Origin of the sequence: Neobacillus niacini (genome assembly GCF_030817695.1) — a bacterium.
In the GTDB taxonomy this organism is placed as follows: domain Bacteria; phylum Bacillota; class Bacilli; order Bacillales; family Cytobacillaceae; genus Neobacillus; species Neobacillus niacini_F.
Window position 1 is genome coordinate 21,378 of sequence record NZ_JAUSZQ010000002.1, and the last position, 26,095, is coordinate 47,472.

At 37.5% G+C, this 26,095-nt stretch carries 23 protein-coding genes; all 23 read right to left on the reverse strand.

The annotated features are described in order from the left end of the window. Positions 1–30: 30 nt before the first annotated feature. Complete coding sequence (locus QFZ28_RS00290; RefSeq protein ID WP_307192866.1) at positions 31–873, reverse strand: metallophosphoesterase family protein; 843 nt, start codon at positions 871–873, stop codon at positions 31–33. Between the two features lie 14 nt (positions 874–887). After that, positions 888–1,598, reverse strand: a complete 711-nt coding sequence (locus tag QFZ28_RS00295; RefSeq protein ID WP_307192867.1) for a glycerophosphodiester phosphodiesterase — start codon at positions 1,596–1,598, stop codon at positions 888–890. 11 nt (positions 1,599–1,609) lie between these two features. Continuing rightward, on the reverse strand, positions 1,610–2,428 hold the full coding sequence (locus tag QFZ28_RS00300) for a carbohydrate ABC transporter permease (RefSeq protein WP_307192868.1): 819 nt from the start codon (positions 2,426–2,428) through the stop codon (positions 1,610–1,612). An 18-nt stretch (positions 2,429–2,446) separates the two neighbouring features. Continuing rightward, positions 2,447–3,316, reverse strand: coding sequence for a carbohydrate ABC transporter permease (locus QFZ28_RS00305; RefSeq protein WP_307192869.1), 870 nt, complete (start codon positions 3,314–3,316; stop codon positions 2,447–2,449). Then, complete coding sequence (locus QFZ28_RS00310; protein ID WP_307192870.1) at positions 3,313–4,410, reverse strand: ABC transporter ATP-binding protein; 1,098 nt, start codon at positions 4,408–4,410, stop codon at positions 3,313–3,315. The genes QFZ28_RS00305 and QFZ28_RS00310 overlap by 4 nt, the downstream gene beginning before the upstream one ends. 15 nt (positions 4,411–4,425) lie before the next feature. Further along, positions 4,426–5,253 carry an HAD family hydrolase gene (locus tag QFZ28_RS00315; protein ID WP_307192871.1) on the reverse strand — a complete coding sequence of 276 codons (828 nt, stop codon included), beginning with the start codon at positions 5,251–5,253 and terminating at the stop codon, positions 4,426–4,428. 89 nt (positions 5,254–5,342) lie between these two features. After that, entirely contained in the window at positions 5,343–6,644 is a 1,302-nt protein-coding gene (locus QFZ28_RS00320) for an ABC transporter substrate-binding protein (RefSeq protein WP_307192872.1), read from the reverse strand. Positions 6,645–6,896: 252 nt separating this feature from the next. Continuing rightward, complete coding sequence (locus tag QFZ28_RS00325) at positions 6,897–7,502, reverse strand: glycerol-3-phosphate responsive antiterminator (protein WP_307192873.1); 606 nt, start codon at positions 7,500–7,502, stop codon at positions 6,897–6,899. A gap of 181 nt (positions 7,503–7,683) precedes the next feature. Beyond that, positions 7,684–8,817 carry an alanine dehydrogenase gene (gene ald / locus QFZ28_RS00330; protein WP_307192874.1) on the reverse strand — a complete coding sequence of 378 codons (1,134 nt, stop codon included), beginning with the start codon at positions 8,815–8,817 and terminating at the stop codon, positions 7,684–7,686. A gap of 218 nt (positions 8,818–9,035) precedes the next feature. Beyond that, the gene (locus tag QFZ28_RS00335; RefSeq protein WP_307192875.1) at positions 9,036–9,635 is read right to left on the reverse strand and encodes a short chain dehydrogenase; all 600 of its coding nucleotides are present in this window, start codon (positions 9,633–9,635) and stop codon (positions 9,036–9,038) included. Between the two features lie 3 nt (positions 9,636–9,638). Next, complete coding sequence (locus QFZ28_RS00340; protein WP_307192876.1) at positions 9,639–10,859, reverse strand: NAD(P)/FAD-dependent oxidoreductase; 1,221 nt, start codon at positions 10,857–10,859, stop codon at positions 9,639–9,641. Further along, positions 10,856–11,191, reverse strand: coding sequence for a (2Fe-2S)-binding protein (locus QFZ28_RS00345; RefSeq protein WP_307192877.1), 336 nt, complete (start codon positions 11,189–11,191; stop codon positions 10,856–10,858). Before QFZ28_RS00345 ends, QFZ28_RS00340 begins: the two co-directional genes overlap by 4 nt. Continuing rightward, positions 11,188–11,460 (reverse strand): (2Fe-2S)-binding protein, encoded by a 273-nt coding sequence (locus QFZ28_RS00350; RefSeq protein ID WP_307192878.1) that lies wholly within the window; start codon positions 11,458–11,460, stop codon positions 11,188–11,190. Before QFZ28_RS00350 ends, QFZ28_RS00345 begins: the two co-directional genes overlap by 4 nt. A gap of 297 nt (positions 11,461–11,757) precedes the next feature. Beyond that, the gene (locus tag QFZ28_RS00355) at positions 11,758–12,552 is read right to left on the reverse strand and encodes an aspartate/glutamate racemase family protein (RefSeq protein ID WP_307192879.1); all 795 of its coding nucleotides are present in this window, start codon (positions 12,550–12,552) and stop codon (positions 11,758–11,760) included. 72 nt (positions 12,553–12,624) lie between these two features. After that, entirely contained in the window at positions 12,625–13,533 is a 909-nt protein-coding gene (gene dapA / locus QFZ28_RS00360; protein ID WP_307192880.1) for a 4-hydroxy-tetrahydrodipicolinate synthase, read from the reverse strand. Between the two features lie 51 nt (positions 13,534–13,584). Then, on the reverse strand, positions 13,585–14,778 hold the full coding sequence (locus QFZ28_RS00365; protein WP_307192881.1) for an NAD(P)/FAD-dependent oxidoreductase: 1,194 nt from the start codon (positions 14,776–14,778) through the stop codon (positions 13,585–13,587). A gap of 37 nt (positions 14,779–14,815) precedes the next feature. Continuing rightward, the gene (locus tag QFZ28_RS00370; RefSeq protein ID WP_307192882.1) at positions 14,816–16,336 is read right to left on the reverse strand and encodes an aldehyde dehydrogenase family protein; all 1,521 of its coding nucleotides are present in this window, start codon (positions 16,334–16,336) and stop codon (positions 14,816–14,818) included. A 294-nt stretch (positions 16,337–16,630) separates the two neighbouring features. Continuing rightward, positions 16,631–18,112 carry an alanine/glycine:cation symporter family protein gene (locus QFZ28_RS00375; RefSeq protein WP_307192883.1) on the reverse strand — a complete coding sequence of 494 codons (1,482 nt, stop codon included), beginning with the start codon at positions 18,110–18,112 and terminating at the stop codon, positions 16,631–16,633. A 536-nt stretch (positions 18,113–18,648) separates the two neighbouring features. After that, a complete protein-coding gene (locus QFZ28_RS00380; RefSeq protein WP_307192884.1) occupies positions 18,649–20,157 on the reverse strand; it encodes an alanine/glycine:cation symporter family protein in 1,509 nt (502 codons plus the stop codon). A 404-nt stretch (positions 20,158–20,561) separates the two neighbouring features. After that, entirely contained in the window at positions 20,562–21,242 is a 681-nt protein-coding gene (locus QFZ28_RS00385) for an SDR family oxidoreductase (RefSeq protein WP_307192885.1), read from the reverse strand. A 120-nt stretch (positions 21,243–21,362) separates the two neighbouring features. After that, entirely contained in the window at positions 21,363–22,703 is a 1,341-nt protein-coding gene (locus QFZ28_RS00390; RefSeq protein WP_307192886.1) for an aspartate aminotransferase family protein, read from the reverse strand. A gap of 30 nt (positions 22,704–22,733) precedes the next feature. Further along, positions 22,734–24,191: a CoA-acylating methylmalonate-semialdehyde dehydrogenase gene (locus QFZ28_RS00395; RefSeq protein WP_307192887.1), complete on the reverse strand. Its 1,458-nt coding sequence runs from the start codon at positions 24,189–24,191 to the stop codon at positions 22,734–22,736. 192 nt (positions 24,192–24,383) lie between these two features. After that, positions 24,384–26,009, reverse strand: coding sequence for a PucR family transcriptional regulator (locus QFZ28_RS00400; protein WP_307192888.1), 1,626 nt, complete (start codon positions 26,007–26,009; stop codon positions 24,384–24,386). Positions 26,010–26,095 lie beyond the last annotated feature (86 nt).

The window sequence follows — 26,095 nt, forward strand, 5'->3', positions numbered from 1 at the left end:
CCCAAAGTGCCCCCAAGTAGCTATTTTAAATTATCGAACTGTTTGTACTAACTTTAGTGGAATGGATACGTTACGATCAAGAGTAGTCCCTGCACCTTCCGGGAAAAGTTGAAAGTGATCAATAGCTTTTCCAATGATATCAGCTTGCTGTCTTGACTGTTCCGTTCCTACATGAATGGCAGTTACATGACAATGGTCATCTTGGACGTCTAAAATTCTTACACTTTGATTGTCCATCACGGAAGCAATTTGAATAAATGTCCAGTTCTCATTACTAACAATCGAATCAATATGATTATGACCGTTGACATAAATCCCTTTCCCTTTTTTCTTCCTTAAAATTGACCATACATCAATGCTTGGCTCAATAGATAACATCGGAATATTAGACCTTGCAGTTGTATCATAAACCGGGTGATGTGCAAAAATAATCATTAATTTATCACCTGATTTTTCAACTTCTTCTGCCAGCCAGTTTTGCTGTTCTTCACTTATCCACCCGTCCCATCGATCAAAATCCATTTCACGAGCGGTTTCTAGGAATAATAAATAAGCTTCCTCTGTTTCAATAGAATGATTTCCATTCATCCCAACTTGTTTTAGTACCTCTTCCCGAGTTTGGCTATATAAATCGTGATTACCTAATGTATGGATAAATGACCTTTGATATTGCTGAATGTAGCCATAAATTCCATCCAATTCTTCTTTTCTGCCAAAGTTTGTTAAATCGCCAACGGAAATATGATACTCTGCTTCTTGACTTAGAAAGTTGTCCATAAACATTGAAAAAAAATCATCTCGATTTTTTAAGGTTACTTCATCTAAGTCTAGTGAACTTGGATAATGTAAATCTCCGATAACCGCTATTTTCATTCCTATGCACTCCTTTAGATTTTAATTTTTTCAGGATGATTGGTTGTAAAGTATATCTCATCATAAATTTCAAACAAAGGCTTAGCTACTTCCATTTCATCTACCGTCCATGTGACAATCCCAATGGAAGCGTCCAGTAATTCTTGAATGATATCAAAATTTAGATAATGGTAATTCATTGACACAAAAGAAGCTCCTGTAGCTTTAATTTCATCGATTAAATTAATCAACAATCCATGTAGAACAGAACAAGTTTGAATATTTTTATCAAGGTCTTTGATTTTTCTTAAAGATCGGTGATCAAAAGATATGGCGATCGCTTCTTGATACATATTCTTTTCCTTGATAAGTTCTGCTACTTTCTCTTCTAACAGTTCATAATGATTTCCTTTTTGCTTTAACTCAATCAATATTTTCTTTTTTCCTTTACACAGTTCAAGAACCTCACTCAAAGTCGGTACTTTTTCTCCTATAAAATCATTCCCAAACCAACTCCCGGCGTCAAACTGCCTAATCTCTTCTAAAGTAAAATCTCTAATATACCCGCGGCCATTTGTTGTCCGGTCAATTTTGTCATCATGTATAACAACGGGCACATCATCCTTAGTTAAGTGAACATCAATTTCGATACCCATAACATCATCATTTTCAATAGCTTTTTTGATTGCTGCTATCGTATTTTCCGGAGCCATTCCAGACCATCCTCTATGAGCAATTAAATTCATAATTCATCCTCCTATTTAACTCCTGTATAGACAAAAGCACGAATAATTTGGCGTTGGGCAATAAAGAAAATAATTAAAATTGGAATAACAAGAATCATATTTCCAGCCATTAAAATATTCCACGTCGCTCCACCTTCAACTTGACGCAGTTGAGCGATCCCAATCGGTAGTGTTCTTGATTTTTCACTGGTAGTCATAACCAGGGGCCAGAAATAATCATTCCAATGTGTAATAAAACTGAATAAGCCAAAAGTCACTAACGTTGGTTTGGCCATAGGCACCATAATTCTTCTCATTATTTTCAACTCAGAGGCGTTATCTAATCTGGCTGCTTCAATTATTTCTTCAGGGATTTGCATAAATGTCTGTCTCAACATAAAAATTCCGAAGGCACTAGTTGCGAATGGCAAAATCAATCCCCAAAGCGTATCAAGTAAACCCCAGCTGCTTAAATTTAAAAATACCGGTAAAAAGATTAGCTGAGCTGGAATCATTAATGTCACCATCGTTATCGCAAAAAAGAAGTTTTTCAACGGAAAGTTATAGCGGGCAAAAGCGTAAGCGGCAGGGATAACCGTTGCTAATTGAAAAATTAAGATTCCAACAGCCACGATCACACTATTTGTAAAGTACTTTAAAAATGGACCAGAGTTCCAAGCCTCAACAAAGTTTTGCCACATCAGGTTTTTTGGGTACCACTGAGGTGGAAAAACTAGAGTTTCCGCAAGTGTTTTGAAACTGGTGGAAATCATCCATACAAAAGGCAAAGCAAAAATAGAAACTACTAATGCTAAGCCTATGCCATTAACAATTTTTTGTACCTTAGGCATGTTCATCCTCCTTATTTTTTATTGATAATGCACTTTTTTGCTTAGCACTTTAAAATAAATCAGGGTCAAGATTGATAATATAATTAATAGAATTACTCCAGCTGCAGATGCATTACCTAATTTAAAGAAAGTAAAGCCATTTTCATAAATGTAATAGACTAATGTTTTGGTTGAGTTGACCGGTCCTCCACCTGTCATTATACTGATTGTTTCAAATACTTGAATTGAGTTTATTAACCCAATGATTGTTAGAAAGAAAAGCGTAGGCGTTAACATAGGCAGCGTTATTTTAGTAAGGACTCTCCATTTGGATGCTTTATCCAAAGCCGCTGCTTCATACAAATTATTTGGAATGCTTTGTAAGCCTGCTATAAAGATAAGGGTGTAATACCCAACGCTTTTCCATACAGATACAATAACGAGTGATATTAAAGCAAATTTTGGGTCTGTTAACCAAGGCACTTTTTCAAACCCTAGTTTTGTAACAATCCAGTTTAACAAGCCATAATCTGCTTCCATAATCCACATCCAAAGCATGGATACAGACACGAGAGAAATAATATGCGGACTGAAGACTGCCCCTTGAATAATGCCGTATATCTTCCCTTTTTTGTTTATCCAAAGAGATAAAGCCAGAGAAATCGTAACGGTGAGAAATACCGATAAAAACGTATATACAAGCGAATTTTGGATGACCTCTAAAAAAAGAGGATCTGTAACAAGACGTTTGAAGTTTTCCAATCCGACATATGTTTTCTCAGGGCTGATAAAGTTCCATTCATGAAAACTCAAAAAAATCATGTAGCCGATAGGAAAAAGAAAAAATAATATAAACACAATAAGTGCAGGTGCAATCATTAAATATGGACGGATATAATCCCGAGTCATATTTTGATCCCACCCTTTTCATGATTTTGTAACGGATATGGAAATACGCCTTTATCCTTTTCGATTCGATCTCCCGTCCGATCAAAATAATAGATTTTTTCGACCGGGATACATAAGGCCACATTCGCATTTTCTGAAAAAGGGGTTTCTGTACTTTTAATATTTTGTCTTCCTAATTTGTTCTCAATCAAATAAATAGTTTCGGATCCGAGCGTTTCACGAGTAATAATTTTACTAGGGTATCGAAGGGTAAATACCTGGGGATCGTCTGAATATACTATTTTCCCATGTTCTGGTCTAAAACCAAAGTGAGTAATTTCCGGATGGTTTTTTACATTTAAATCATCCCTTACTCCTTCCACTGGCAGCACATTCATAGCAGGCGTACCGATAAACTCAGCTACAAAAGTATTTTTGGGGTTATTATATAAAACCATCGGCGCAGCTTGCTGCATGATTTTTCCCTTATCTAAAATAACAATTTCATCTGCCATAGACATAGCTTCTACTTGGTCATGAGTAACATAAATAAATGTCGTACCGAGACGTTTATGAAGTTGAATCAACTCTGTTCTCATTTGTCCTCGAAGCTTTGCATCTAAGTTCGATAGAGGCTCATCTAAAATAAATACTTCCGGCTTTTTCACCATTGCACGAGCTAACGCTACCCGCTGACGCTGACCTCCGGATAGATTTTGCGGCTTCATTTCCAAATATTCCATTAAACCAACAACTTCAGCGATTTCTTCCACCATTTCTTTCCGTTTCCGTTTTGGGATTCCAATATTCTCTAACCCAAATTCAATATTTCCGCGAACAGTCATCGTCGGGTACAATGCGTAGTTTTGGAAAACCATCGAAATGTCACGCTTTCCAGGTGCTAAGTTATTCACCATTTTATCGCCAATCCATATTTCACCTTCCGAGGGCTTTTCAAATCCAGCAATCATTCTCAATGTCGTTGATTTTCCGCATCCAGATGGACCGACTAGAACAGTAAAGGAGCCATCTTGAATATGCAAATCCATATTGTCTACTACTTTTTTTTCGTTATCATATACTTTGGAAATACCTTTTAAAGAAATGCTTGCCATTATAGATAGACCTCCCTATTTATTGCTAACTGCTTTTTTTCTGAAATTGTGTAAAAACGAAGACAATTCTTCAATATTTTTAACTTTATAATCCCAAGGGGTTTGATCTAAATTTCGATAATCTGAAATAAAAACCGTCCTGGCTCCTTTATTGCGGGCAGGGTACAAATCATTAAATGGGTTATCACCAATAGAAAGAATTTCTTCTGGTTTATATCCTTTTTCTATTAGGTCAATCATTGTTTTTTCTATGCCTTGTGGTTTTTTTCCATTATAAATGGCTTTATCGAAATGAGGCAGTACCTCTAAATACTCTAAAAATACTTCTCCTGACTCAAAAGGGGAATTTGTAATAAGAATTTTCGCTTCCACATCGATATGCTTAAACGCTTGGATTAGCACCTCACTTTTTGGAATGGCAAATTCAGCGTTTAACATTTCTGCCCTTACACGATTAAAAGCATTCGTTCTCACTTCCTCGCTGACCCCTAACTTCTCTCCAAGGATAAGTGCTATGCACCATGGATCTCCAATATAGAATAAGTTGGAATCCTTTGTATATTCTTGTTGTAATGGATTGCCTTCCCAACTGAAAGCACGATTTGGTACTAAATCTGTATGGGTAAAAATACTGTCAGTGGTAAAATCGTAATATTGGCCAAGAGAAACGAAATGCTCACCATTTAAAATGTTGTATGCTGTCTTAATCATGCTTTCGATTTCCTTTTCGCTACATCGATCTTCCAACATGTAAGTTAAATATCTTCCTAAAAAGGTATCTTCTTGATAGAGAGTTCCGTCCATATCAAAAATCATTACTCTAATGTTATTTATCCAGTCCATGTTTAGCTCCTTAATATTTTTAAAAAACGTCCATGAGAAAGAGCTATACTCCTCACAAAGTCTCATGGACGTCTAATATAAATCGGGTTTTACTTTATGACAGCATTGGCGCGTTCAGCAGCGGCATCCAGAGCAGCTTTTGGCTCAATAGATGGGTCAAGTATCATTTTCTGAATTTCCTCAATCACGATTTTTACTACTTCCGGGTAACCCGAAACCATTGGACGTGCATTACCATACTGTAATTGATCGACGGCTACTTTGAACTGAGGTTTTTCCTTATAAAGATTTTGAATTGTCTCCGTTTCTTGTGCCGAAATACGGCTTGGCAAGTATCCTGTATATTCGCTTGCATAAGCAGCTTGTTCTGGTGCTGTCATAAATTTAATAAATTCCCATGCAGCTTGCTGCTTTTCCTCATCTAATCCAGCACTCATAACTAAGTTAGCACCACCAGTTGGTACCTTTTGCTCTTTATGTTTTGGCATCATGGCTGTATCTAATTCAAAGCTGTTTTCTTCCGCTAACTGAAGCATAAATGATAGATCTGCAGTAGATGAAAAGTACATGGCTGATTTACCGTTGACAAAATCCTGTCTAGCTTGGTCTGCCGCAGCTTTTGGCTCTCCACCAGGAATGCGTAAAGTACCTTCTTCAAACATGTTTTTCCATAAAGACAATGCTTCTACACCAGCTGCTTTATTAAATGTGAACTCAGTTCCTTTTTTATTGATCACTTGTCCGCCAGCCTGTGCAAGAAACGCTTCAAAAAACCAAATATCAACAGGCATTGAAATTCCGACACGATCTTTCGTAGTTAATTGCTTGGCTGCATTTGTAAAATCTTCCCACGTAACAATGCTTTTCAGATCAATACCAGCTTCTTCAAAGATTGTTTTATTCACATACATAATTGGCGTACTTCTTAAATATGGCAAACCATACAACTTACCATCCACATAGGAGTTCCCCATTAATCCAGGATTGAAATCATCCATATTAATTTCTGGGTCAGCTTCTACAAATGATGTTAAGTCTTGAGTCATACCAGCCTTAGCAAAAGTTTCAATAAAAGATATCTCATTCATTGTTACTTCTGGTGGATTTTTAGCGGCTACAGCAGCTTGGGTTTTTGCATGCAATTCATCATAAGTTCCTTGAAATTCTGCTGTAACCTGAATCTTATCTTGGGACTCATTAAATTGTTTAACTAAGTTTTCATTATTTTCACCAATTTTGTCGCCCCACGCGTACCAGTATGTTAATTCAATTTTTTCTCCATCTTTCGTTCCACCCTCAGCTGCTGTTGTATTGGCTTCCTGATTGCCGGAACATGCTGTTAGTGAAATCATTGCAGTTAAAATTAATGGTAACAATCTCTTTTTCTTCACAAATATTCCTCCCGTTATATCATTTTTTTATTTTATCGCAATCTCATTCAAGGTTAGTTCTATTTACCCTGCGAAGCCCCCCTCTTTATAAACAACAAAAAGACTGCAAATAAACTGTGTATGTTTCATACACCAGGAATTTGCAGCCTCTCTAATTGCGCCTAATTAATACTATTTACTTTACAATACTTACTATAAATTCATTATGTTAATAGAGCATTAATTGAATATTAATATATTGTAAATTAACATTTAATTTATATCCATTATATCCGATTTCCACAAATCTGTATTTGAGGTTGTAACTGCTGATACTCCATGTGCTAACGCCTCTTTCGCATCATGACTATTTGTTAGTAAGCCTCCCGTTATAATGGGAATAGGAGAAACCTTGATCAATCTCTGTAAAAAATCAGGTGCCCGACTTGGCATTATTTCAATAATATCGGATTGAATATGCTCTATATTATCTACTAGGTTATTATATACTTCTGTATCAATGAGAAAAACTCGCTGAATGACAAATATCCCTTTTGACTTTGCTTTTTTAATAATGCTTGATTTTGTTGTTACAATAGCAAATGGCTTTACATTTTTCTTAATAAACTCAATACCATAATCATCTACCGCTAAACCTCCAATCTTCTCCACATGCAAAATAACAGGTAATCCTGCTTTTTGCAGTACATCCACATACTCCTTAACCGTCAAAACATTGCCAGTCATCAAAATGACTGCACTAATATTCTCTTTATACTTAATAGCTTTTTCAATCGACTTAGGTTCTTTGATTGCTGCAATTAGCTTGTGGTTGTTCAATCTCTCCTCAAACAATTTCCTCAAATTATACTGGACCATGTAATCATCCTTACTATTCATACTTTTTAGTCTTATATTATACAGTATCAAATGGAGTTAAGCCGAATTCCTTTCCTTTGTTCCTGCTAATTCACCTTACCAACACGAAAAAAGCCCCCACCAGTTCAGTAAACTGATGAAAGGCTTTTATCAAAAAATTTAAATATCAAAATAACCTTTCTTAAACAACCGTTAGTTCTTTTTCAAAAACCTTTTCTGGAGAAACATAATTATAGCCAAGATCTTTTGCGATAGCAGAGTATGTGATTTCACCATTCGCTACGTTTAATCCAAGTTTTAAAGATCCATTGTCCATAATTGCTTGGTATACACCCTTGTTGGCAATCTGTAATGCGTAAGGAACCGTGACATTTGTTAATGCAATGGTAGATGTTCTTGGAACCGCCCCAGGCATGTTTGCTACTGCGTAATGAACAACACCGTGTTTTTCATATGTTGGTTTGTCATGTGTTGTAATATGGTCAACTGTCTCTACAATACCACCTTGGTCAATAGCCACATCTACGATTACAGAACCTGGTTTCATGGCTTTTACCATTTCTTCGGTTACCAGCTTAGGAGCTTTTGCACCAGGAATTAATACAGCTCCTATTAAAAGATCAGCTTCTGCTACTGCTTCAGCAATGTTGAATGGATTCGACATTAATGTTTTAATTTGATTGCCAAAGATATCATCCAATTGACGTAATCGATCCGCACTTAAGTCAATGATGGTAACATCCGCTCCTAATCCGATTGCCATTTTTGCTGCATTTGTACCTACGACACCACCACCAATGATGGTGACTTTACCTCGACTAACACCAGGAACACCAGCAAGAAGGATACCTTTACCGCCATTTGATTTTTGTAGGAATTGAGAACCAATTTGCGCAGCCATACGACCTGCTACCTCACTCATTGGAGTAAGGAGAGGAAGAGTACGGTTTGCTTCAACTGTTTCATAAGCGATGGCGATTACTCCCTTATCCTTAAGAGCTTGAGCTAAATCCGGCTCTGCAGCTAAGTGTAAGTATGTGAATAAAACTAACCCTTCGCGGAAGTATCCATATTCGCTTGGAAGAGGTTCTTTTACCTTCATAATCATTTCAGCCTGAGACCATACATCTGCAGCATATTCAATAATTTCTGCACCAGCATCGGCGTAATCTTCGTTTGTAAAACCACTTCCAACCCCAGCGTCTTTCTCTACTAATACCTTATGCCCAGCATTTACAAACGATAGTAATCCAGCTGGAGTAAGAGCTACACGATTTTCATTATTTTTTACCTCTTTTGGTACTCCAATAATCATTTTAATCTTCCTCCTAAGTTAAATAGTTGCTTATCAAAAATTTTTCTCCAACCTTTCAAACTATCATTAATTTTGATTACGGTTAGAATTGTAACTCAAGTATAATATTTGATTTATTACACTTCATTAGACACAGTGTAAAATACAAGCTGGATATGATACGACAGTTCGGATTATAAAAAAACCTCCTTCCGCTTTGGAAAAAGGTTTTGCTTTTCTCAGTAAATAGTGTAACTTTGTCCTGTTTGAGAACCCAAGATGCTTTTTCTATATGCAAGTGCAACTCTTTTAGCCGGAACTGGTTCAAATCCAACAAAGAAGGAACCATACTTTTCTTTTGATTCTTCAAGCATGTTTGGACTTACGCTATTAATACGAATTCCCCTTGGTAATTCAATCGCAGCTGATTTGACAAAAGCACGAATACCACCATTAGCCATTGCAGAAGAGGCACCCCCAACTACTGGATCGTCCATAAGAATTCCAGTCGTCAACGTGATACTACCTTTATCACGAATGTATGGCAGTCCGAGAAGAACCAAGTTTATTTGGCCAAGAAGTTTACTATTTACTGCAATCCTATTTAGTTCTGGGGTAAGCCCCTCAATCGGCCCGAAATGAGCAGAGCCTGTTGTACTTACTAGCGCATCGATTTCTCCAACTTCCTCAAACATTCGCATAATGCTATCAGTTGAAGTAATATCTACTTTTATTTCGGAATTACTTCGACTTGCTTTAATAATTTCTGTATCACCTTTCATTTCATTTACAACAGCAGATCCAATAGTACCATTCGCTCCTACTACTAATATCCTCATTTTTTACAACACTCCTATTTCTGTCTTCCCATCACTATTTTCATAAAACTCTCTATGAAGTTTCCTGCGTGCTTCTTCAATACCTGGCTGGAATTGGATGAGTGCTTTACGTCTTGTTTCCTTAACTCCTGCAATAGCTTCCTCTATTTTTTCATCAGCACGGTCAACAAGGGCTTTAAGTTCACGTGCAACCGCAAGTCCAGCTACTGTTCCTTGAGCCTTGGCCACCTTAGCACTTTCAACACCTGTAATATTGCCTGCTACATATAAACCATCGACATTTGTCTGCATAGATTCATTGTGCATAGGAACATGTCCTCCCAGTTCAGGAACATAGCAGAAAGTGCACCCTGCAACAGCCGCAAGCTCAGACATTGGTGTAAGACCACCTGCAATACAGACAAAATCCGCTGATACTACTTTTTCCGTTCCAGGCACAACTTCCCCGGTTGCGGTAATATCGGCAATGCGCACACCTTTCACTTGATTTTCTCCAAGTATTTCAAGAGCTGTTTTGCGCAGTTGAATCGGAATATCCCACATTTTAAACCCATTTTTCGGATACAAACGCGCACCAAGTTTTGGGCTAACCCATTTACCTCCAAACCGGATTAAAGGCGAAGGTGCCAAATGTGATAATCGTAAAAGTGATTCCATCATTTTCTCAGGATCAGCGGCATCCCCAGATAAAAGACTCTGCTTTGGAAGCAATATACCCTCAATGTGAACGCCACATAATTGCAATTCCCTTGCAATTGATACTGAGAGTACATTAACACCGATAATGATCCCTTTCTCTCCCGGCTTCACACGATGAACATTTCCCATCACCTGGGCTGCTCCAACCGACATTACACCTGGAAGAGTCCAACCCGGAATCGGAATAGGAATTTCCGAAGCACCTGTTGCTAGCAATAAACATTTAGATTCAATGGCTTTATCAGTGGTATATACGCACCACCCATTGTCCAATTTTATTAAATCATAAACGGATACTCCACATTGAATTTTTACCCCAAGCCCAATGGCACGTTCATAGAGTTTTTGGGCTTCGGCAATACCGTTCACCCACTTGCCATCAGGTTCCTCGTGCAACTGCCCCAATAAGCGCCCTCCAGATTTAACGAACTCATCTATCACATACACTTTTAATCCATATTCGGCTGCCGAAATGGCTGCGCCCAACCCGGCTGGACCTGCACCTACAATCAAAAGATCAATCATAACTTACCACCCTTTAAAGACATTGTAGAGAGAGAGATGCCTGATTCGATTTGTATATTGTTTTCTACTGGAGTTATACAAGCACGAACGGTATTTTTCCCATTCACTCTTACCCGACATTCAAAGCAATGACCAATATTACAATATATCCCGCGTGGAGTTCCCTTGTCCTCGTGACAGCGAAGGGTACGAACACCAGATGCAAGCAAGGCAGAAGCAATTGTATCTCCTTCATAAGCTTCATATTGTTTTCCGTCAAAATAAATCGTAACTTCTCTTCGTTTCTCAATATCCCCCAGAATTGGATGATGGTGAACTCTCATTGAACTCATTTTGACTCGCCTCCTAATACACCAAATGTAACTGGCCGAACAGGAGGACGATAGCTAAGTGACACTTCATTAGAAACCGCTGGTCCCCCTAATTGCTGCACCAATCGATCGATCATCGTGCGACAAGTACGTCCCCCGCATGGTCCCATCCCTGCACGAGTTCGTAACTTTACCTCACGTGAGGAACATTGAAACCGCTCAACCGTGTCTTTAATTTCACCCAACGTGATTTCTTCACATCTGCATATTACGGTTTGATTATCACTCATGGAATTTCTCCTCCATTATTTCTTGATTAAATTAAACTTATTATTTTATCCAGGTTATCTATTATTGTAAAAGGAACTAGCATTCCTATTATTCATAAATTGATATGGCAGCGATTATACAAAGTAAAGAGACATCAACATTCATTCTTTGTAAAATAGATGTGCAGCCAACTATTTTTACGCAGAAGAGAACGTTTGATGTCTCATACGTATCCCAGTAGCACATCAGAGAATATTATTTGAAAAACTGCGGTGTTTAAATGTTTACATGCTACGATTCATTTAATCTATGTTTTTTTAAATAAAACCATAGTATGGTTTTTGACTTGTAGCAAAATGTGCCCATCTGATCATGGTTATGAAATCAAATACCGGAAGTTTAACAGCCCTTTGGATATCAGCTGCATACGGCGGTAAATCACTGCATTCCAATAGAATTGCTCCAATATCGGGATTTTCATTGACCATGTTTACAGCTGCCTCTACTACTTCTTTTCTCACCTTTTCGTTATCGAAAGATCCTCGGCTCTCAATGATAGCTGAGAATTCAGGCAATCTGCCTAAATCTCTTACTACAACGCTGTTTGGATCATTTATCCCACAACTTTTAAATAAGTTTGGTGTAATTCCATGGGCATCTGCTGTCAACATGCCAATTTTTTGACTAGGTTTTAAGCCTGTCTTAATCCAAGGTACTTGAACGACACTTGAAAGATAAACTGGAATATCAACCGCTGCTGCAACTTTATCTTGGAAATTACCAAAGAACCCGCATGCCGCGCAAATTGCACGTGCTCCTTCTGCTTCAAATTCTTTTGCAGCTTTGATAATATCATCTAGTAATGTAGGATCACCTACATGAATTCTTTCTTGATTGCAATTTGGTACTACTTTAAGTCTTACAGGAAAGTCATATGTAGACAGATTGGCAACATTTCCGGGTAAGACAGGGTACCAGCATTCATCTAAATAAAGGATTCCAACTGAATATCCTGCTACATATTGACCTTTTTTCATGGTTATAATATTACTCTCTTTTTCCTTCCCTATATAACCATATTCCCGTTCATTAATTAATGTTTTCGTTTCCAATGATGACCTCTCCTTATAGGTTCAGAGAATACATTTGTATTCTCTGAACCTTGTTATCTCTTTTCTTTGACCCTACACTAAAGCAACTTCATATCCTAACTTAATCAATTCCTCTTGAAGCTTTGCTTTTATCTCGTCAGTAGGTTGTGTTAAAGGCTTTCTTACTTTTCCACCTTTAATTCCGATCAGGTCCATACCAGCTTTTACTGGCCCCGGATATGGGTTACCTTCCGCCTCCATTAAGCCATAAATGCCTGATAATTTGCGGTTCAAATCACGTGCAGCAGGTAAATCGTTCTTCTCAACTGCAAGTTCGTAAAGCTCTACAAGTTCCTTAGGAAGCAAATTAACGAGGATTCCAAAAGCACCCTGTCCTCCAATGGAGAAAGTAGGAAGGATAAAGTGTTCTTCACCGGTAAATACAGTAAAGTTTTCAACATCCTTCGTCAAAGCTACCACCTGACATAGGTGACCAAAATCGGCAGATTCCTTGACACTTACAATGTTTTCTTCCTGACTCAACTCATAAATCATTTCAGGAGAAAGGCATACGCTGGTTGCTCCCGGATAATTGTAAATGACGATTCCAACATTTGATTTTGCAGCTACTTCCTTGAAAAATTCAAGAATTCCTTCTTCACTTGTCTTATGATAATAAGGAGGCAGAGCCAGTCCCCATTTAGCACCACATTCTGCAGCATAATTAGCAAGTTCGATGGTTTCCTTGGCAGTAGAGCAGCCAACACCCGCCATTACAGGTACTCTTCCTGCAGCATACTCACAACCAGCCTTAATTAAATTTTTACGTTCCTCTAATGACATTACATGGTATTCTCCTGTAGTGCCTCCAACCAGAAGTCCGTGAACTCCATTTTCAATTTGAAAGTCAATTACTTTCTTATAAGATGGAAAATCAATCGTTTCATCATCGTGGAATGGTGTGATTAATGGTACAAAAATTCCTTGTGGTGCAGTAGTCATCATTAATTCCTCCTATTATTAACCCATTGTTTTTATTTACATTTATTAGTTTTAGATATTCACAACTTGTTTTTTCTTGTATCTGGAAAAATTTAATCGATCAATGTTAAAATCAGTTGGTTCCCCTGTAATTAGCTGTGCAACCATTCTTCCAGTGATTGGAGACATGCTAATACCATCTCCTTCATGTCCACTGGCAATATAGAACCCAGGCACTTCTTCCACTTCTGACACAATCGGAAGGTGGTCTTCCACCCAAGGCCTAACTCCTGCATAGGCTCTTATGCAGTTAAGTTCTTTTAAGATTGGCAAGAAGCGAATCGCTCTCTCCGCAATGGCACGCATAACTTCCACTTCTGATCTAATGTCATACCCTCTGAAGGCCCGATGCCCTCCTACTAAGTAGTTATTGGCATCAGTAGGCTCAATCGTAAAAGCGACATTATGTTTTTCTACTATTTCACTTACATTTCTTTTAAAACTAATATCTTCGAATTTAGATAACATATATCCGAATTCATGAACCTTTTGACTCGCCACCTTATGTGGTGTTTTCTCAGAGATTAATACCATGCCTTTTCTTGGTTTAATCGGTATGTGAATTCCGACCATTTCAGCTATTTTAGGCGACCATACGCCAGCACAATTCACAATTCTTTTTGTTTTAAAGGTGCCTCGGTCCGTTACGACGCTTTCAACTCTTCCTTTAGCATCCAATGAAATATTCTGTACCGCATGATAGTCATAAACTTCCAAACCTAGCTTTTTTCCTTCTTCGACAAACGCATAACATAATTTATATGGATTCATGGAAGAATCAACTTCCGTCCAAATACCTCCGGCTAAATCATCGGCTAAATAGGGTTCAATTTCCTGCAGTTCAGTTCTATCAACCATGCGCATATCATAACCATCTTTAGCTTGCTGGGAAACATAATCCCTGGCAATTTCCAGCTCTTTTTCTGTTTCACAAACATATAAACTTCCTCTGGAGGCAAATTCAAAATCCACTGAAAATTCCTTCGCCAATTGTTTAAAAAGCTGGATACTTCTATAGCCTATCTCCGTATCAATACCAGGTTTCTTATCACAAATTAAGGCTACTGCATCACATCTGCTCGAAGTGCCTGAGGCAACACCGCCTTTTTCAATTAATGCAACCTCAAGGCCTTTTTTTACCAAATGATAGGCTACACTAGATCCGATTACACCAGCTCCAATGACCACAACATCAAAACTTTTCATTTGTAATCCCCTCTAAGAAAATATGGTTTCTCTACTGCTATTTGCCCTCAAAAAATCCTGATGGTTCTACTTTAAGGCTTATGTTGATTTGCTTCGTTTCCAAATATTCTTCAAAACCATATGTCCCCAAGTCTCTTCCGATCCCACTTAGCTTGTACCCGCCCCAAGGCGCTTCATTAAACGTTGGATGATACGTATTGATCCAAGTAATCCCTGCACGTAATTGGCGAATAACACGTTGTGCTTTCGCACCGTCATTTGTGAACACAGCACCAGCTAATCCAAAAGCAGTACCATTCGCTAATTCAATGGCTTCCTCTTCTGTTTTAAAGGTTTGGATCACTAAAACCGGACCAAAAATCTCTTCCTGAACAATTCTCATGTTCGGAGTTGTATCTCCAAAGATCGTAGGTTCAACATAATAACCCTTTGCAAAGTCACCCTCAACCATTCGCTTGCCGCCACAAAGTAAGGTAGCGCCTTCATTTTTTCCTATCTCAATATAATCAAGTACGGTATTCATATGATCTTCTGAAACCAGTGGCCCCATTTCAATGCCTTCTTCCCAACCTGGCCCCACTTTGATCTTCTTGGCACGCTTGACTAATTCAGGCACGAACTTTTCATATAAACTTTCTTCTAGCACTAAGCGTGAACCCGCTGAACAAACTTGGCCTTGATTGGCAAAAATAGCATATAAGGCATAATCAACAGCTGCATCAAAATCTGCATCCGCAAACACGATATTAGGAGATTTCCCACCTAATTCCAGGCTAATCTTTTTCACGGTATCCGCTGCCGATTTCATTAACATAATTCCGGTATCCGTACCGCCGGTAAACGAGATTTTATCGACATCCGGACTGGAAACCAATTCTGCCCCAATTTTACGTCCAGAGCCCAAAACTAAGTTAACTACACCTGGTGGAAATCCTACTTCATCAAGAATCTCAAATAAACGAATAACCGAAAGTGGTGTGATATTTGCTGGTTTTACAATCACTGTACAACCTGCAGCAAGGGCAGCCGCAATTTTTTGGTTGGCCATAACTAACGGGTAGTTCCATGGAACAATAATACCTACCACACCGATCGCTTCACGAACAACCATGGCTTGAATATCATCCGGAACATCATACGTCTGACCATGTGGTTTTGTGGCTAAACCTGCATAGTAGCGTAATTGGTTAACAGCATCTTCCACGTCACCCAGAGCTTCTCTTAATGTTTTTCCGTTATTTAATGTATCTAAATAAGCAAATTCTTCTTTTCTTTCTTCTAATTTATTGGACACCTGGAGCAGAAGTTCAGCACGGTGTCTGGCTTTACTATTCATCCAGCCATTCACATAAAATGCCTTTCGGGCAGCATCTATCGCCTTTTTAGCATCTTCTGTTGATCCCTCGGTAACAGTTCCAATTACCTCTCCATTTGCTGGATTAATAATTTCTCTAGTTTGATTGGATTCACTTAATACCCACTCACCATTTATGTACATTTTTTGAGTAGTACTATTGCTAATTAATACTGATTCAATGTCTGCTTTTTCTAAAATCATTACATTCACCTCTTCATCGATTTATACAAATTGTAAAATTAAGAATTTTTTAAATACCACTGATATAAAGATACATCAGGTTTCAATGTTCTTCATTGGACAGTGTGTAAAATATATCGCTTGATTTATTTAACACTGCTTGAACTAAATTGGTCTTTTATACACACTGTCCTCTTACTAGAATTTTGAAGTATAATGCTCAAAAAAAAGAACAGATTCGCTTCAAGAAACGTCTGCTCAAAATTAACCTATTTTCCCATTAGAATCTCATTTTCAATAAATCACTGAATACTTCTACATTGATATAGTCTTATTTTCTTTTGGTATTTCTTGTTCAATTTCCCGATATTCTGTTTCCCAGAAGTCGGCTCCCTTAATCCCTAATTTAGTCGGATTAAAGACTGGATCAAGCCCGGCTTTTTTCTGCATTTCATAATCCTTTAATACGATTAAGGCCGTTTTAGTGAGGAAGAAAATAGCCGGCAGGTTAACCCAAGCCATAGTACCCATGCCTAAATCTCCCAATGCCCAGGCAGTACTTGCTGTTTTTACAGAACCATAAAATGCCGTAACTAACATAAATACTTTTAATAAATTATATAACCAAGTTGATTTAAGTTTAGAGTTTTTGAATAGGAAAACAAGGCTTGTTTCTGCTTTATAATAGTATGAAACTAAAGTTGTAAAACAGAAGAATAATAGAGCAATAGCTAGAAATGCTGCCCCAAAATTTGGTATAACTGATTCAACTGCAAACTGTGTATAAAGAGATGGTTCAACGTCGCCAAGATTATTCACAATTGGGTCCATCCCATCAGGCTTTACATCATACATTCCTGTAATCAAAATCATAAATGCTGTTGCTGAGCAGATTAACAAGGTATCAATATAGACCGAGAAGGATTGAACTAAACCTTGTTTTGCCGGATGAGATACTTCTGCTGCACCAGATTCAAAGGTTTCACTACCTAAACCAGCAGCGTTGGAATAAACCCCTCTTTGAACTCCCCATGCGATCGCAGAACCGATTAATCCTCCGAACGTTGCATTTAAATCAAAAGCACTAGTAAAAATTAAGGAAAGCACGGTTGGTATTTGAGATGCATTTAATACAAGGGTAATGATACAAACTGCAAGGTAGCCAATGGCCATAAATGGAACCATAATCTCAGCCGCCTTGGCAATCCTTTTAACTCCACCAAAAATAATAACTCCTAGGAGAATAACGATAAAGCTTCCAGTGACAAATGGTGAAACACCAAAGGCATTTTCCATCGCTAATGCCATGGTATTGGTCTGTACGCTTGGCCATAAACAACTCATGACAATCAAAGTTAAGATGGCTGAAAAAATGGCAAACCATTTGATCCTTAACCCTTTTTCAATATAATAAGGTGTTCCACCTCTGTATTCACCATCAATTTTACTTTTATATACTTGTGTAAGAGTAATCTCGATAAAGGAAGTAGCTGCCCCTAAGAACGCTGATACCCACATCCAGAAAACAGCCCCCGGACCTCCCAGCGCAATCGCAGTAGCAACACCAGCTATGTTCCCTGTTCCGACTCTACTGCCTAATGACATGGTTAATGCTTGGAAAGAACTGATTCCCGCTTTAGAAGACTTTCCTTCAAACGAAAGCTTAATCATATCCTTAATAAACCTTACTTGTACAAACCGAGTAAGTATCGTATACAATATACCTATTCCTAAAAATATATAAACTAGTACTGGACTCCAGACATAGCCATTTAGCCAACTAACAAGGTCATTCATTCGATTTCCCCCTGATTATTGTTATTTTTATTTCGGCATTAATCTGTAACACAAAATGTATAATACTAACGAGAACTATGAATAATCTATCTGCCCTCCCTTTTTTATAATTCTTTTCAACCTCCGTCTTTGAAAGCCTTTTCACTCCCCTGTAAATAAAAACAATTTCACGCAGGATAATAAAAAGGTTTATAATTCGTAACCAATGATTCTACAAAGCATAATTAAGTAGTCTTTTGAAAAACTATTCTAAAGCTTTTAGTATGCTCTAAAAACAATGTAGGATTTATTTATGTTTTGTAGAAAATAGGGTACTTATATATATTTTAAATTTAAATTAAATTCTGAATATTAACATTGGACATAATGTTAAACACTTATAACAAATTATTTTACATTCATTAAGCTCAAGCACATTTCACACCTCTAATAAAATAAAAATGGAGCAACGTGTTTAGATAAACGACGTTGCTCCATTTGCCCTGCTCTTTTTGAATTCACTCTTATGTTCGAATAACTTCACAAAAATACTTCAGTTATTGAGCTTTTTCTTCTATTGAAGTATGATAATGGATTTGTGCGTATTCTTTTTCCCTGATTTCATTTTGCCGGTATTCTTCTTCCCAGAAGTCAGCTCCCTTAATCCCTAATTTAGTTGGATTAAAGACAGGATCAATCCCGGCCTTTTTCTGTATTTCATAATCTTTTAATACTTTTAATGCAGGTTTCGTTAAAAATAAAATCGCAATGAAGTTTAACCAAGTCATTGCTCCAAATCCTAAATCACCTAACACCCACGCAAATTCAGCCGAATTCGTACTGTTATAGAAAACACCCACTAATAATGCAACTTTTAAAACGGTTAATGGCCATGTTACCTTTACTTTTCGATTACGATTAATATAAGCAAGACTGGTTTCAGCCTTATAAGAATAGGTAATTAGACTTGTAAACGCAAAGAAGAAAATAGAAATGGCGACAAAGGGAGCGCCTAATCCAGGTAAAACTGATTCCACTGCTAGTTGTGCGTTACCAGCCCCTGCTTCAACTTCACCTATATTATTTATAAGACTTTCGCCACTTGGAGATTCTACATTATACATACCTGTAACTAAAATCATGAATGCGGTTGCAGAACAAAGGACTAACGTAACTATATATACCGAGAATGCTTGTACCAAGCCTTGTTTTGCAGGATGAGATACTTCTGCAGCTCCAGATTCAAACGTTTCACTACCGAATCCAGCGGCATGGGAAAAGGCTCCTCGCTGTACTCCCCAAGCAATGGCCGAACCAATTAAGCCACCAAATGTAGCATGAGTGCTGAATGCACTTGTAAAAATAAGTGAAATAACACCAGGTAATTGTGTAAAATTGGTGAATAATATGTAGGCACAAACCAGTATATAACCAATCGCCATAAACGGTACGATTATTTCAGCAGCTTTTGCAATTCTCTTGACCCCTCCAAAAATTACAACACTGAGTAAAAGAACCAATAAGCCTCCAGTAATGGCAGGAGAAATACCGAATGCGCTTTCCATTGAAATAGCAATGGTATTTACTTGTATGCCAGGAACAAGTATCGTCATTGAAATCATGGTAATAATAGCGAACAATACCGCAAACCATTCCCATTTTAACCCCTTTCCAATGTAATACGGGCCCCCACCTCGATACTGACCATCTTGTTTACTTTTGTAGACTTGTGCAAGTGTTGTTTCAACAAATGAAGTACTAGCTGAAAGAATGGCCATAACCCACATCCAAAATACCGCACCTGGTCCACCAAAAGTAATGGCTGTTGCTACGCCAGCAATATTACCAATACCTACTCTACTTCCAATGGACATAGATATTGCCTGAAAAGAAGATACTCCCTCTGCCGAGCTGTCTCTAGCAAACGTTAACTTGATCATGTCCTTTAATAGCCTTATTTGAAAAAAACGTGTAGCAATCGAATAAAATAATCCCACTCCTAAAATTATATAAACCAATGCTGAGCTCCATACGACACTATTTAACCAATTAACAATAGCATTCATCGAATTCCCCCTAATCAAGTGTGTTCCTGGTCTGAATATTTGGAGAATATTATTATTAATAGCAGCCTTGTAAATTTCATAAGGCTATAGACATACTTCTTATTCCCCCCACTTTTTTAAAATATAATGGTTCCTACCCTTATTCATTTGCTTAATAGGTGACTGGTTACTTGTACTATTTATTTTAATATAATATATTTTCTGATAATAGCTCATTAGACACTTTGTTAAATATTGGTAGCTGCAACTTTTACATTATGATGGTGTACTTTCTCTTGATAATAATTTGTTTATATTTTCATAGGGCTTAATCCCCGTCATGACATGACAAAAAGGAGGGGAGATCATTAGTGACCTTCCATTGCTTGAATAAAATGATTATCTTAGTTACTAGAATTCCTCTATTAATACTTATTTCTAATCATCACTTCATCAACGGCTATATATTTCCGCTGTTTCATCATATCTATGATGATATCTGCCACATCATCCGGATGAATAAACATCTCTGCTATATCATCATTCCCCCATAATTCAGTTTTCATATTGCCCATGTAAGCTGCAAATAACTTAATGTCAGTATCTTTCAGCTCATCAATTAAACTCTCAGTAAATCCCCTTACCCCGAATTTACTTGCACTATAAACAGATTCCAACGCTTTACCTCTTTTACCTGATAGAGATACAATATTAACGATCGTACCTTGGTTTTCCTCTTTCATGTCACTTAATACTTCTTGCGTACAAAAGATGGTTCCCTTTAAGTTAATATCAATCATATGATGAATACTTTCTTCAGATAAGTTTTCCGTTAAATCGAAGACACCGACTCCAGCATTATTAATTAATAGATTGATTGGACCAACTTCTTCCTTAACTAATGGAAATACCCTTGATACATCCTTCTTAGAAGAAACATCCACTTCATATATTGAATGACTGTTCTTTAATGTTTCGGCTATTCGAACCAGTTTTGTTTTTGTTCGTCCCAATAAGCATACGTAGTAGCCGAGATCAGAATATTTTTTGGCCAATGAAGCACCGAGTCCACTTCCTGCACCTGTAATCACAATATTACTAGCCATATAATACTCCTCCTTTCCCTGAACAAAGAATGGTAAAATTCATAGAGATGTTAAATGAAAACGATGGGCACGCCCATCGTTTTCATTTAAAGAAACTATTCCATTTTTCATGTATAATTACTACAGTTGATAGATACTTTCCTTTAAAGTTTTCACAATAAAAGTAAAGTCATCTTCTGTAATGCTTAATGGAGGTGAAAGTTGTAAAATGTTATTATATCCAGCAACCGTATCTCCATTTTTACCAATAATAAGACCTTTTTCTTTACAAAGAGCCATTACCTTGTTTACTTTTTCAATCTTTGCTGGCTCTTTTGTTTGCTTATCTTCTACTAACTCAATTCCTAATAGCAGACCTTTTCCACGAACATCGCCTACGTTTGGATGTTCTTTAATTTCTTCAAGTTCAAGTAATAGGCGTTCACCTAATTCTTTAGAACGTTCAATTAAGTTTTCGTTTTCTAGAATTTCCAAATTCTTTAACGCTACAGCACAAGATGCAGGGCTTCCACCAAATGTATTGACATGACGTAAACGGTCATATTCATCATTGCCTACATATGCCTCATAAATTTCTCTTTTCACAGCTGTTGCTGAAAGAGGAAGATATGCACTTGTAAGACCTTTCGCCATTGTTATGATATCCGGCTTTACTCCATAGTTCATAAAGCCAAATGGCTTACCTGTTCGGCCAAATCCACAAATGACCTCATCACAGATTAGAAGTGCCCCATGCTTTTCACAAATTTCTTTTACTTTAGCCATATATCCATCGGGCGGCATTAAAATACCTCCACCTGTAATAATAGGCTCCATAATAACTCCAGCCACGGTTTGGCTTAATTCCCATGTCATCACACGATCAATTTCTTCAGCACTTTTTAATGTTTGAACATCTTCTGGATTGCGATACGTATCTGGTGGTGCTACATGTAGGAATCCTTGACCTAGTGGTTCATATTTATATTTACGTTGCGCTTGACCAGTTGCTGCAAGAGCCCCCATTGAATTACCATGGTAAGCGCGATAGCGTGAAATAAACTTAATTCGTCCATGGTCCCCTTTTTGCTGATGATACTGGCGAGCAATTTTAAAGGCTGTTTCATTCGCTTCCGAACCACTATTGGAGAAGAAAATGACGTAATCATCACCAAGCCACTCATTTAATTTTTCTGCTAATTTAATCGCCGGAACATGACTTTGTGACAAAGGAAAATAAGGCATTTCCATCAGTTGTTCATAGGCTGCTTGAGCCAGCTCTTTCCGACCATAGCCCACATTCACACACCAAAGACCTGACATTCCATCCAAATAACGATTTCCATCAATATCGGTTACCCATGCACCTTCTGCTTCCTTGGCAATTAAATTACTTTGATTCGGATTTGCCCCTCTCATCGCATGCCAAAGGTACTTTTCATCTGTTTTTTGCAAACTTTGTGTTTGTTCTATCGCTTGCACAATCATCAACCCCATTCTTTCCTTTTATGTTTAATAACGAGCCGTAAGCATTTTCTTGCGAGTATAGAATTCTACGCCATCTTTTCCGTTTGCATGGAGATCACCGTAGAAAGATTTCTTATAACCTGAGAATGGGAAGAATGCCATTGGCGCAGGAACTCCAAGATTAACCCCAAGCATACCTGCATCAATTTCTTCACGGAATTCACGGATGGCTTTAGCACTATCTGTATATAGACATGCGCCATTTGCGAACTCTGACTTATTTGTAAGTTCAATTGCTTCCTCTAAAGTTTCTACTCGAACAATCGATAACACAGGGGCGAAAATTTCATCTTGCCAAATTTTCATTTCAGGTTGCACGTTGTCAAAGATCGTCGGTCCAACAAAATATCCTTGCTCGTTCTCTGCTTCCTTTCTTCCGTCCCTAATAAGAGAAGCGCCCTCGTTTTCACCAATTTCAATATAATTAAGGGTGCGTTGTTTTTGTGACTCACGGATAACTGGCCCAAGGAATACGCCTTCATCCATACCGTTTCCAATTTTTATTTCATCGGCTGCTTTTTTTAGTCGGCTAATTAATTCATCTGCAACGTCTCCAACTGCAACTACCACGGAAGCTGCCATACAACGTTCCCCTGCAGATCCAAATGCAGCACCAATAATATTGGTTACAGCATTGTCTAAATCAGCATCCGGCATAACGATTGAATGATTTTTTGCTCCTGCAAGAGCTTGTACACGTTTGCCATTGGCAGCAGCTCTTTTGTATATGTACTCAGCTACAGGTTGAGAACCAACGAAGGATACAGCCTTTACATCTTCATTATCCAGAATGCCATTTACAACGTCATGTGCACCATGCACAATATTTAATACGCCATCTGGTAGGCCAGCTTCTTTAAACAGTTCAGCTAAACGATTAGCCAATAACGGTGTTCTTTCAGATGGTTTTAATACAAAAGTATTTCCACATGCAATAGCTAGTGGGAACATCCAGCATGGCACCATCATAGGGAAGTTAAACGGCGTGATTCCCCCGATAACTCCGATTGGGTAACGATACATACCCGATTCAACACCAGTAGCAATATCCGGAAGCTGAGTCCCCATCATTAAAGTAGGTACACCTGCGGCAAATTCAACACATTCAATACCGCGTAAAACTTCGCCGTAAGCTTCTCCATAACTTTTTCCGTTTTCAAGGGTAACGAGTTTGGCTAACTCATCCCAATGTTCAACTAATAGTTGTTGATAGCGGAATAAAATACGAGCACGTCTCGGCACTGCAACCTTACTCCATGTTTTGAATGCTTTTTTAGCGGTCGCTACAGCTCTATCTAAATCTTCACTAGTCGATAGTGGTACACGGGCAATAACCTCTCCTGTTGCTGGGTTCGGTACTTCTTCCATTTGTGTACTCGCAGATTCTACCCATTGTCCACCGACATAGTTCTTTAATGTTCTTACAGTTTGTGTTAACTCCATTGTAATGCCTCCTATTTTTGAATGTATAACAATCCTTTAAGCTAATTATATTTGTTCAAAAAAAAACCATCATTGGACAGTGTGTAAAATGTTTTGCGAATTTTTTCTACATTTCGAGTGATACCATCTAAAACAATTTACTTATTGTCTTATAAAAAAAAAGAAACCCAGCTTGTGGGTTTCTTTTCATTTTTATGATGATTTAGGAATAGAGGTATATTCATACGGTGTATTAGACGCAGTGGCATATTCATATGCAGATATCGCCACTTCAATTGCTTGACGCTTATAAGGATCCATGAAGTCTTTTCCAATCAATTCATATAATTTATTAAGTCGGTGATAGAGTGTTTGCCGGACAATATGAAGTTGTTCAGATGTTTCCTTTTTGGCACCCTTACATTGCAAATATATTTTTAATGTTTTAAGCAGCTCTCCATTGTTTTGTTGGTCATGAGATAATACAGGTCCTAGATAATCTGAGATGAATTCACTAAGTACTCCTTGTTCTTTAGCTGCTAAAACTAGTCGAAAAATATATAAATCCTCATAAAAATAACTAGTTAATTCATTTGGCATTTTTTCTCGGATATTCAATGTTTCTGTTGCTGAATGATAGCTATATTGAACATGGCTTAAATTACTGGTAAATTTCCCGACGCCAAATTCAAGTTGAGAAAATTTCTGCTTCTTTATAAATTCAGACTCTTTTAAACAATCTATTCCTTCTTGCAGCCTGCGCTTGAAATCATCAGTTTTCCCATTATTAACAAGTATAAAAGCTAACTGGTTTTTTTGTATATGAGTTAATAGATAGATCCCTCGTTGTTCAAAAATAGAACGAAAGTAGACTTTTAAATAAGTGAATTCTGATATTACTTTTTTAAGATTATCAGCTTTACAGAGTAAAACTGTACACCCATTCGGCTTGAGATTAGGTTCAAGTTCTGAAAGATACTTATGAATTTGTTCATTACTTTTCCCTCCTTCAAGCCAACAACTAACCCATTCCGCCTCTTTAGCCATCCTTTGTTCTTCAATATATAATTCGCGTAAAAGGCTTTGAGCTAAAGCAATAGCACTACGGTCTAAAATTAGCGTTTCAAATTCAGTGATTTCACCTGATTCAGATATGATAAACAGGTCGGCAAAAGTCTGATTCAAAGCTTGTACAGATTGATGGGCTACGTTCATATGTATAGGTATCTTGTTCCCTTTTAATAGTTGAAAAATTTTATCTTGTTCTTCTGGTGGTTTTTTAGAGATTACTTGAACTTTTCCTTGGTTAGAAATATAAAAAACTGTCATCTTTAAATGTTCATGTAAAAGTTGTAAGATTTTTTGATGTGGATTAGAGGAGAGAAGCACTTGATTTAACCTATTAGAATACTCTTCCAAATCAGAAAGAATTTGATAATGTTTTTTAATCAAAAGACTATGTATCTCTTGTGTAATATCAATAAACCGCACTTCTTTTTGGAAAACAATTAATGGAAAGTCGTGGGCGTCAGCTAATTCAATAATTTCTTGTGGTATTAGAGAAATATGTGGTCCTAATTCTATGCACAGTCCGGCTGCATTGGAATCAATCGACTGTTGAACTAAAGAACGAAAAGTATCTTTATTCCCTCTCCACCCAATTCCAGTAGAGAGAATAAGCTCATTGCCATTTAATAGATTTGAGATAGAAGTTACCTCCATAACATGGACCCAGCGGACGAGACGGCAAAGTCCTGTCTTCCCCGCTATTACTTTTGCATGTCTAAAATGTTTATTATTTAGAATCTCCTGTACCGATAATTTCACCTCAAGGTTCATTCACAACTTCCTCCTCTTAGAAGAAAAACTCAAATTGTAAGCGCTTATAAATATCTAAAAAAAATAAGAATTATTCATTTGTTAAA

Coding starts and splice junctions, on each gene's coding strand:
- dapA (WP_307192880.1), bottom strand. CDS start 13,533: ATGACTACTGCACCACAAGGAATTTTTGTACCATTAATCACACCATTC.
- QFZ28_RS00290 (WP_307192866.1), bottom strand. CDS start 873: ATGAAAATAGCGGTTATCGGAGATTTACATTATCCAAGTTCACTAGAC.
- QFZ28_RS00370 (WP_307192882.1), bottom strand. CDS start 16,336: ATGATTTTAGAAAAAGCAGACATTGAATCAGTATTAATTAGCAATAGT.
- QFZ28_RS00335 (WP_307192875.1), bottom strand. CDS start 9,635: ATGAGGATATTAGTAGTAGGAGCGAATGGTACTATTGGATCTGCTGTT.
- QFZ28_RS00295 (WP_307192867.1), bottom strand. CDS start 1,598: ATGAATTTAATTGCTCATAGAGGATGGTCTGGAATGGCTCCGGAAAAT.
- QFZ28_RS00350 (WP_307192878.1), bottom strand. CDS start 11,460: ATGAGTGATAATCAAACCGTAATATGCAGATGTGAAGAAATCACGTTG.
- ald (WP_307192874.1), bottom strand. CDS start 8,817: ATGATTATTGGAGTACCAAAAGAGGTAAAAAATAATGAAAATCGTGTA.
- QFZ28_RS00315 (WP_307192871.1), bottom strand. CDS start 5,253: ATGGACTGGATAAATAACATTAGAGTAATGATTTTTGATATGGACGGA.
- QFZ28_RS00380 (WP_307192884.1), bottom strand. CDS start 20,157: ATGAATGCTATTGTTAATTGGTTAAATAGTGTCGTATGGAGCTCAGCA.
- QFZ28_RS00375 (WP_307192883.1), bottom strand. CDS start 18,112: ATGAATGACCTTGTTAGTTGGCTAAATGGCTATGTCTGGAGTCCAGTA.
- QFZ28_RS00305 (WP_307192869.1), bottom strand. CDS start 3,316: ATGACTCGGGATTATATCCGTCCATATTTAATGATTGCACCTGCACTT.
- QFZ28_RS00365 (WP_307192881.1), bottom strand. CDS start 14,778: ATGAAAAGTTTTGATGTTGTGGTCATTGGAGCTGGTGTAATCGGATCT.
- QFZ28_RS00395 (WP_307192887.1), bottom strand. CDS start 24,191: ATGGAGTTAACACAAACTGTAAGAACATTAAAGAACTATGTCGGTGGA.
- QFZ28_RS00345 (WP_307192877.1), bottom strand. CDS start 11,191: ATGAGTTCAATGAGAGTTCACCATCATCCAATTCTGGGGGATATTGAG.
- QFZ28_RS00400 (WP_307192888.1), bottom strand. CDS start 26,009: ATGAACCTTGAGGTGAAATTATCGGTACAGGAGATTCTAAATAATAAA.
- QFZ28_RS00385 (WP_307192885.1), bottom strand. CDS start 21,242: ATGGCTAGTAATATTGTGATTACAGGTGCAGGAAGTGGACTCGGTGCT.
- QFZ28_RS00325 (WP_307192873.1), bottom strand. CDS start 7,502: ATGGTCCAGTATAATTTGAGGAAATTGTTTGAGGAGAGATTGAACAAC.
- QFZ28_RS00340 (WP_307192876.1), bottom strand. CDS start 10,859: ATGATTGATCTTTTGATTGTAGGTGCAGGTCCAGCCGGGTTGGGCGCA.
- QFZ28_RS00300 (WP_307192868.1), bottom strand. CDS start 2,428: ATGCCTAAGGTACAAAAAATTGTTAATGGCATAGGCTTAGCATTAGTA.
- QFZ28_RS00310 (WP_307192870.1), bottom strand. CDS start 4,410: ATGGCAAGCATTTCTTTAAAAGGTATTTCCAAAGTATATGATAACGAA.